At 55.1% G+C, this 8,374-nt stretch carries 7 protein-coding genes; 4 read left to right on the top strand and 3 right to left on the bottom strand.

The annotated features are described in order from the left end of the window. Window positions 1–84: 84 nt before the first annotated feature. A complete protein-coding gene (gene parA, locus JWR14_RS26985) occupies window positions 85–747 on the top strand; it encodes a ParA family partition ATPase (RefSeq protein ID WP_031364423.1) in 663 nt (220 codons plus the stop codon). A 24-nt stretch (window positions 748–771) separates the two neighbouring features. After that, window positions 772–1,836 (top strand): ParB/RepB/Spo0J family partition protein, encoded by a 1,065-nt coding sequence (locus JWR14_RS26990; protein ID WP_299714764.1) that lies wholly within the window; start codon window positions 772–774, stop codon window positions 1,834–1,836. A 100-nt stretch (window positions 1,837–1,936) separates the two neighbouring features. Here the strand turns inward: JWR14_RS26990 and JWR14_RS26995 are convergent, their stop codons facing one another. Further along, window positions 1,937–3,286 carry a replication initiation protein gene (locus JWR14_RS26995; protein ID WP_031364421.1) on the bottom strand — a complete coding sequence of 450 codons (1,350 nt, stop codon included), beginning with the start codon at window positions 3,284–3,286 and terminating at the stop codon, window positions 1,937–1,939. A 1,748-nt stretch (window positions 3,287–5,034) separates the two neighbouring features. Between JWR14_RS26995 and JWR14_RS27000 the strand changes: the two genes are divergently transcribed. Continuing rightward, entirely contained in the window at window positions 5,035–6,249 is a 1,215-nt protein-coding gene (locus JWR14_RS27000; RefSeq protein ID WP_299714770.1) for a DNA-binding protein, read from the top strand. A 20-nt stretch (window positions 6,250–6,269) separates the two neighbouring features. Here JWR14_RS27000 and JWR14_RS27005 read toward each other — a convergent pair whose 3' ends face one another. Next, window positions 6,270–7,289, bottom strand: coding sequence for a tyrosine-type recombinase/integrase (locus JWR14_RS27005; RefSeq protein ID WP_299714772.1), 1,020 nt, complete (start codon window positions 7,287–7,289; stop codon window positions 6,270–6,272). A 265-nt stretch (window positions 7,290–7,554) separates the two neighbouring features. Further along, complete coding sequence (locus tag JWR14_RS27010; RefSeq protein WP_299714774.1) at window positions 7,555–7,914, bottom strand: DUF2471 family protein; 360 nt, start codon at window positions 7,912–7,914, stop codon at window positions 7,555–7,557. Between the two features lie 260 nt (window positions 7,915–8,174). On the opposite strand from JWR14_RS27010, the gene JWR14_RS27015 reads away from it, so the two are divergent. Further along, a partial coding sequence (locus tag JWR14_RS27015) for a CsbD family protein (protein ID WP_299714777.1) occupies window positions 8,175–8,374 on the top strand: 200 nt, incomplete at its 3' end.

Genomic DNA, 8,374 nt, shown 5'->3' on the forward strand with positions numbered 1-8,374 from the left:
ACCAGACGGCCAACGAGATGAGTTATCGCTAGAAAAATTGAGTTTTCAATGTAAAATTCGAAAAGCTAAATTTGGGAGCAAAACGTGGCAGCTGAAATCATTGCGATCACGCAGCAGAAGGGCGGAGTAGGGAAAAGCACGATAGCAATGCATCTAGGCGCGGCGTTTCACGAGAAGGGAAAGCGGGTGCTCGTCGTTGACGCCGATGGGCAAAATACCCTGGTCCACTGGGCCAGCGCTGCGTCCGACGAGGCGAGCGGCATCCCGTTCCCTATCGTCAACCTGTCCGAAGCAGGTGCCCAGATTCATCGAGAGATCAAGAAATTCGTCAACGACTACGACATCATCGTCGTCGATTGCCCGCCTTCGATTACGGAAAAGGTATCGGGCGTCGTTCTTCTCGCTGCGACGGTTGCCATTGTCCCGACATCGTCCTCACCCGCCGACTACTGGTCCAGCGTGGGCCTCGTCAAACTCATTCAGCAAGCACAGGTCATGAATGAAGATCTGCGCGCAGTGTTTCTCCTTAACAAAACCGAGGAAAAACGCATGCTGACGCGCGAGCTCAAGCGTGCGCTGGAAGAGTTAGGTTTCCCCTTGCTGAAAACGCAGATACCAACTCGCGAGTGCTACAAGCAGGCAATGGCGCTCGGCCAGACTGTGCTTCAGATGAGCGACCGGGGGGCGCGACTGGCCGCCATTGAGATACGTGCGTGCGCAGACGAAGTTCTCGCCATGCTTCCCTGACTTTATGCGCATAAAGGATCCTGAATGAAACCTACCCAGTTCGCAAAAGGCTTCAAAGCCCGCCCGGATACGACCAGCAGTGAAAAGCGCACGGCCCTTGATCGCATCAATGCCATCGACGAAATCGTCAATCAAGAGGCAGGTAATGATAAGCAGGTCACTGGACGCTCCAGCGGCTACGCCGAAGATGAGTTTCACGACGACCCAACAGCGCAGGAGTCGGAAAACTTCAAGGCGTGGCGCCGGAAGAACAGATACGTACACGGCCGGGTCATTGAGTTGCCGCTAAAAGCTATCAAGCCGAGCCCCTTCAACCCCAGGCATTTCTATCTGAAGGCGTCTATCGCAGAATTGGCCGTCAATCTGGCGAAGCAGGGCCAGCAGCAAGCCATTCATGTGATCCCCGATCACGACAGCCCCGGTACTTTCTTTGTGAGTGACGGCGGCCGGCGAGTGCGGGCGTTGAAGGAAGCCAACAAAGAAACCGTGAAGGCGATTGTCATCGACCTTCCCATTGGCATCGAAAGCTACAAGCTGGGTTATGACCTGAACGTACAGCGAGACTCGCAAACCGTCTTCGATAACGCCATCGTCTGGAAGCGTTTCCTCGATGAAAAGCATTTCCAGAGCCAGCGGGAACTCGCCGACCATCTGGGCCTCGACGAATCCACGATCGCCGTCGCGTTAGCTATTGCCAAGCTACCTGAGAACGTGATGCATGAAATGGTCGCCCGGCCGGATCGATTTGGTTCGAACATGGCTTATCAGGTCTCACGCTTTCATACGGCGCGCGGCGCAGATGCCACGCTGCGGTTGATCAACAAAATTGCATCGGATGATCTGAGCACCCGGCAAGTCGCCGACATTGTGAAAGGTCGTGCGAGTGCACAAGAAACCCCGAAACCCGCAGGCCGTCAACGCTATGCGCAGCGGCTGGAAATCAAGCTGGAGGGGCTTGCGGTGGGCGATCTCAAGACGTATGGAGACGACAGGCTTGAGCTGCGCTTACGTGGTTTGTCGAAAGACAAACGCGACGAAATTCTTCAACAGATAGAGAAGATGCTGCAGACGGATACCGTAAAACAATGAGGCACCCGCGGTAACGACCCACGAGAAAACGAATAGAGGGACGAAGGTGGCATGAGCACGACTTCCGCTACCGCCCCTCTAACGTGTTCTTACCCGGTTCTTACGTGGTGCGGCTCTGATTCAACGTAAATGCCAGCAGGTCGCCGTCGGTCGGCTCTCCCCACGTCTTACGCGCAAGCCAGTCGAAAAACGAGGTTTCCCCCATTTTTGAATCGAGACCCCGCTTGCGCCAATCGTCACGCATGTGGGTACCGAGCTCCGGCAACACATCTTCCTCAAAAGTTTGACGAGCGAGCTCCCGTTCAGACTCACCTTGTTCCTCGTATAACGAGCGCGCTTCCTTGCGGCGAAACACGGAATATTCGCTCAGCAAACGCGCCTTCAGGTCGTCTGCTGGCGCTCCATTGGTTTTCGCTGGCGCCGCTACTGCTGGCAACGCTTCGACCTGGGGCGCATAACCCTTCTTCAAAGCATCCTTGAAAAGCGCGGCCGCACTTCGCACCGGAGGTAGTGACGTGCTCCGCATTCTCTGCTCGGTCATTTGCAACGCTGAACGAATTCGGTTTTCCTCGCTGTCCGCGTAAAGCGTTTGCGCATCTTTCAGCGGGATCCCGATTTTCACCATGCGATCGACCAAGGTGCTGTCGAACACGTTCGGATGTTCGTCGAGTGCAAGCATGGGCTGCTTGCGCTCAGTCACGCGAAACTGAATTTCAGCTACCCGCCGGCCTTCCCTGTGCTCGATCAATTCCACAAAGATGTTGGTAACAGCATTGACTTCCGCAATCGCGGGGCGAAGATAGTCGCGCTTAAAATATTTGTACTCGCGCTTGGCTTCGTCGCCTGCTTCGGTATCAGGCGTTCCTGAGAGAATCGGCCGCCACCATTCCCACGTCTCGCGCATAGTGAGATGACTGGGATTCGTCAGATAGCGGACGCAGATTTCGTACAGTGCGAGCCCAGCGCTGCTGCGGAGCTGACTTTGAAACTGCAGACTCAAGCGCGCGTATTGCACCGGGTCAAGCAGCTTTTTCTTGATCTTCGGGGCGAAGGAAAACTCGACCCACACCCGACGCGTGGCAGGGTCTTCAAGAATTTCGGCGTCTGCGATCAACGTCGAAATGCCCCACTTACGCCCGGGTTTCAGGCTCGACGTGCCTGTGCTCCACTCCACCTGCACCGACACCATGCGGCGCAAATGCTCTTTCACCAGGGCGGTATCGTTGGAATCAAACGCCGCGTTCGCGACAATGTCCGATAGAAGCGCGCGATAAGTGTCCCCGGATTCATCCGCCTGCTGAGCGACAGCCAGCAGCACATTGAATAACTTGCGAGTCAAAAGCGTGATCTTGCCGCTTTTAGGCTGGATAGCGATGGCTTCGACGGCTTTTCGCAGCTCAGCCGAACTCGGACTCACTATATCGGTCTTCTTCGCGCGTTTGGTTGCCATGCTGGAGTCAGGAGAATTTTGGAAAGCATACTCATGACGGTGATGCTCGTCTACAGGTGCACACTCACCCTATAGCGGTGAAGGGGATGTCGCACGTAAAACTCACTGAGGTGCGCTCCTGAAAACCCTCACCTTCACCGTCACACCCCATCTCATTTTTGCCCCGTGCCATGCGGGTAAACGGATTGAGCGCCTGCGGAATCGAATCGAGCCGCCTCAAACCTGATCCCGTATCTTCTCACCTGAAATTTTTTTACGCGCCCCTGTGGTTTTTACGAAATCTCTCCAGAAGGCGAAAATTCACGAAAGGACAGAGAAATCGCCGTATTCGTCGAGTTATTAAAGCTTTAACCCTCGATAACACGCCAGGTATCGCGTAATTACTCCCGCAAAAGCTCACCTCAAGCCACCGGGGAGGCCTATTCAGCCAAGTTGCGGTCTCAAAACAGGCTCTCTAATCTCGCATCCAAGGTCCCGCATAACCTCACCTTTGGGCCTCCCCACGATTGGCAACATCGAACATGCCCTTCACCGGCCCCTGCAAACACTCACCTTTAGAGTCACAAACGGAAGTTTTTCTGAATTTCCGCACCGCCAAAGCCCTCCCAGCACCCAAATTAGGCCAAACACGGTCCTGTAAAAGCTCACCTTTGCCCCTTTTTCACCATGATGTGATACCCGCGAGCAGCAGACTATCACTCCCGAAAACCCTCACCTTTGCCGCAGTGTGAACGCATTCAATACGCACAAAATCTTTTTAAATCATGCACTTAATATAACATTGGTGAACATGGTGTCTGCCAGGCCGGATCTTTGAGCCTTAAGATCGAGACCATACCGTCCCGGAAAGCCTCACCTTTGCGGCTCGACAAAGCGGTCGGCGCGATCCTGGGCGGCTCTCAAACCGCTCCCGAAAACTCTCACCTCCAGTCCGGTTTTGTAGAAATACCCCTTAAAACCAGCAGGATCGTTAAAGTGGACAGGTCCAAATATCGCCGTACGGCTCTCCCGTATTCCCTCACCATTGCGGTTTGCGCGTCTCCCGAACCAGGGCCTCTGGACTGTCCGACCCCGCATAGTCTCACCCTGGAATGGGTTTGGCCCCTGCAAAGCCTCACCAACTGGCAATAATTACCTATTTTCCGTTGGAATTTTCGCAAATTCGCTATCCTGCAAACGCTCACTGCAGAAATTGGCGAGTCGACATGTGCTGTGCTGCCACATATGGCGGATAGCCGGGGTAGCCCCTGTATTTCCTCACCTTCACAAAACACCCGTCTCCCGAACTCGCTCACGTTTGCTCCCGTGACTCCTCACGCTAGTCCCCGAACCTATACACCGATCGCCCCCGTGTTGTCTCACCTTCTATCCCGCAGACACTCACCGACCCGCCCGGAAAGCCTTATCTGGTAAGGCTTTGTCGTGGCGTTAACGTCTTTAACTAGGTTTCAAAGGTGTTTACTTCTAATACTCTCAAGCAGCTGAGAGATCGAGGAAAGACAACCGTGAAACAAAAACTCCGTGGAACATCTGCAGAAATGGTGAAGTCTGAAAAAGACGCTAGTAATCAACGGCTTGAAGGACTAACCTCGACATGTTTCACGGATGCCACTTCGGCGCATGTGTGATATAGCGCGATCAGGCAGAAAGAGAGTACGTACGAACACTAGTCTGACCGCCCAACCTAAATATGTAGCATTTGATACGTAAAGTATTATTATACGAACGAATTTGACTCGGAGCTTCGTATGAACGACGCAGAACGTCTTGCACTGAGGGCTGAACTCGCGACGATGCGAACCGACGGTGCGCGTCGACAGGATCTATCGCAGCACGCCTGTAAGCGGCTTTTCTTCGATTTCGGCATTCGCCCGTCAATGGCCACTGTCAGGGATCTCACGCAAACCGGTAGCGCGAGCGATATCCCGAAGGATATCGATGCATTCTGGGCTCGGATCAGATCCGCGTCGCGCGTTCGTATCGAAAGTGGAGCGATTCCGGAAGGATTGCAGGAACGAGCAGGCGAATTGCTCGGACAGCTTTTCCAGGAGGCGCAGGAATTTGCGATTCGCTCGCTCGAAGATGAACGCCACGCTGCAAAAGATGACATCGACGTTGCGTTAAGCCGGCTTCGCGATGCAGAAATACGTTGTGCGACGATCGACGAAGCATTTCGCCGCAGCGAGGCACGTGCCGATACCGCGTTAGCCCGCAATTCCGCGCTGGAGATCGAATTAGGATCGCTTCGAGGCCGCGACCTGGAAGCACAAAGCAGTGCGCAGGCGTCGATTCATCGGTTGGAACGGGAACATGCCGCGCTGACTCAGCGGCTCGAAACAGAGCAAACCGCTAACGCCGCGCTGCGCGATCGCGTGGATGCGTTGAATGGTGAACTGCGACACAACACCGAGCATTACGCGCAACAGATCAAGGACGCAATCAGCGAGGCCGAGCGGCGAGTGAAGCCGATGCTCGTGGAACTTGATTCTCTGCGCGGCATGGCGGCAACCTACCAGGCAGGGGTGCGTCAGGCGAGCCAGAAGGAGTTCGATTTTATTCAACAACTTAGCATCGCCAAGGCACGTGCGGATCGGCTGGAGCTGCGAATTCGCGAGCAATCGGATGAGATCGACGCACTGGCTTTAGAACGTGACGCGTTGCTCGGACAAAGCGGGATGAGCGAAAACGTTGCCCGGCTCATCTGGACGATGGTCGAGGAGGGGCGGCTTTCCGAGCAGGAAATGCAGACGTTGGGAACGGACGTCGATGGTTTTGTTGCAGTGCCTGTTAGCTGTCCGACGTGTGTCACCGGCGAGCCCGAACTTGCGCAGCACGGTGACGAGTTCGAATTGTCCTGTCCGGATTGCGATCGATCGTCCGGGACTGCATCGTCAAGGCTGCTCGCTGTAGCCCGATTTCACTCTCCCGAGATCGCCGATACCAGTGAACAGGCCGAGAGGTGAGACTTTTCGGGAGCCGAACGCTATTTGAATCTGCGGTTTGCCTCGTCACCGCTTTCTCGCGCCTCGGCTAAATCCCGCTCCCGTATTTCCTCACCTATCCAGTTTAGCCATGCTCGATGCAGCCGATGTGCCGAGATTTGCGGCTGGAAACCCAACCATTGCCCGACGCGCTCGGGTGCTGTGCCACTTTCGAATAACTCGGCCGCAAATGTATTGCGCAAGGTTTGCGGACTGGCCCGTGCCGTCCTTGAATTGGCAATGCCGGCGGCTTCGATCACGGCATCGATCGCGCGCAACATGGTGGCCTTGTGCATCGGGCGCCCCGACGGCGTAGAGGGGAACAGCAGGTTGCCAAGTAATCGCGCTGTTTTGCGCTCGCTGATCCAATGGTCGAGTAACGCGATCGCAAAGGGTGCGAGCCGGGTTTCTCGACTTAATGCAGAGTTTGTAGCCTCAACAGTGAGCCATGGCTGATTCCATGAATAGTTACTAACGGTCAGCGCCGCTGCCTCGCCCGTTTTTACCCCACCGCCCAGGAACGCGCTGACCAATGCACGATCACGGCGCTCTCGCCAACGCTGCCCTGTCGGCAGATCGCCGATTGGAGAGAAAAGATATCTGATCAGGGCTGCCCGTTCACCGTGTGCGAGAAATCCTGTTGGTTCGTTTTCGCGTGCATCTCGCCACGGAGATTCACCGTCCTGGGCAATGAAGCGAGCTGGATTCGTCGACGCCATTTCGATCTCGCGCACATGATCAAGCACCCGTTCGATAAGACGCAGATAGCGTACGCGCTGTGGTTTTCGAATCTCTAATTGGGTGACGAACTGTTCGATGGCAAGTCGATCCACCGTTCGGAGATCGATTCGTTTAATGGTCAGCCACTCGAGGAAAAGCCCCCATTGCGCTCGGTAGACGTCGGAGGAAGACGCTTTGAACGCTTGATGTGCCATCCAGGAGTCGAACGCGCTTCGCGGATCGGCGTACCAATTGGCGCGCTCATGATCGAAAATCTCGTGAGTTTTCGCGGGGGCGGTCATTAGCTCGATAATCCGTTAGTTGTAAAATGTGTACCCGGCAGATTACGCGAAAGCTGACCGCGTTGTTCATCGCCGGATGTATTTGAGTCGTCGAATATTGGGCGACGTTGCGTGGCAACGTCATTTGGAAGAGATGGGAAGTCGCTCGTGGGCGGTGACTATCGTGCTCGAGTCTTGCCACGAACTCGAATCGCGGTTCAAAAAGTAACGGCCACCGGTCTCCCGGCGGCCTCGCTCGTAATTCACGCAGTTTCGATTTCAGATCTCAATGCGCCACGGCTACTGCCAGTTCAGGGTGTCCGGCACGGGCCGCGCACTCATAGGCATCGACGGCAAATACAAACACGGGCGGTAAAGCATTCGACGCCCCGAAATCGACGAGATCGTCAGTTTCGGGAAAAGCCATGTCGTCCGGGCGTGCAAACAGCGCGCGGAGCGCGCACTCATGCCGTCCTGCAAAACCGAGATCTGCGAGCGCTTCTGCCTCAATGGCGAGCAACAATCGCCAAGTCAAAGGCACACTTTGCACGATGTAGCGCTGGGCTATCTCACGCGTAATCCGTTCAAGGTCGCGCACTGTGCGTGCGAATTCGGGGCTGTCTATACGATCTTCGTCGAAGTCCATTGTGTTCTCCTCCATTCATGCCATTGCGCCAAGATGTGTACTGTACAAACATACAGTAGTTATCGCAATGTTCCTCTAGAGTCGCGCTGAGCGCCTCGCGCGTATGTGCGATTCCGCCTACGTGGGAATCAGACGTGTGCGGCTGTTTTGTGGCATTCGAAATCGCCATTCTGATTACACGGTCAGGGCGCTTTCCCTGACATGACGCCGCGAATCCCAAGAGACCGGGATTTCGCGTCTCAATACGAAAGGAGATCAAGATGAACAAGGATCAGAAAGACGGTGTAGTGAATCAAGCCAAGGGCAAAGTCAACGAGGTGGTTGGCAAGGTAACCGGGGATACGGGCCAGGAAGCCAAGGGCGATATGCAACAGGCAGCCGGCAAGGTGCAAAAAGGTGTTGGCGATGCGCGCGAAAACCTGAAGGACTCGCTCAAAAAGCCATTGGTTGTGCCGAGCCG

This window comes from Caballeronia sp., from assembly GCF_028292365.1.
GTDB lineage: Bacteria > Pseudomonadota > Gammaproteobacteria > Burkholderiales > Burkholderiaceae > Caballeronia.

Coding starts and splice junctions, on each gene's coding strand:
- JWR14_RS26990 (WP_299714764.1), top strand. CDS start 772: ATGAAACCTACCCAGTTCGCAAAAGGCTTCAAAGCCCGCCCGGATACG.
- JWR14_RS26995 (WP_031364421.1), bottom strand. CDS start 3,286: ATGGCAACCAAACGCGCGAAGAAGACCGATATAGTGAGTCCGAGTTCG.
- JWR14_RS27000 (WP_299714770.1), top strand. CDS start 5,035: ATGAACGACGCAGAACGTCTTGCACTGAGGGCTGAACTCGCGACGATG.
- JWR14_RS27005 (WP_299714772.1), bottom strand. CDS start 7,289: ATGACCGCCCCCGCGAAAACTCACGAGATTTTCGATCATGAGCGCGCC.
- JWR14_RS27010 (WP_299714774.1), bottom strand. CDS start 7,914: ATGGACTTCGACGAAGATCGTATAGACAGCCCCGAATTCGCACGCACA.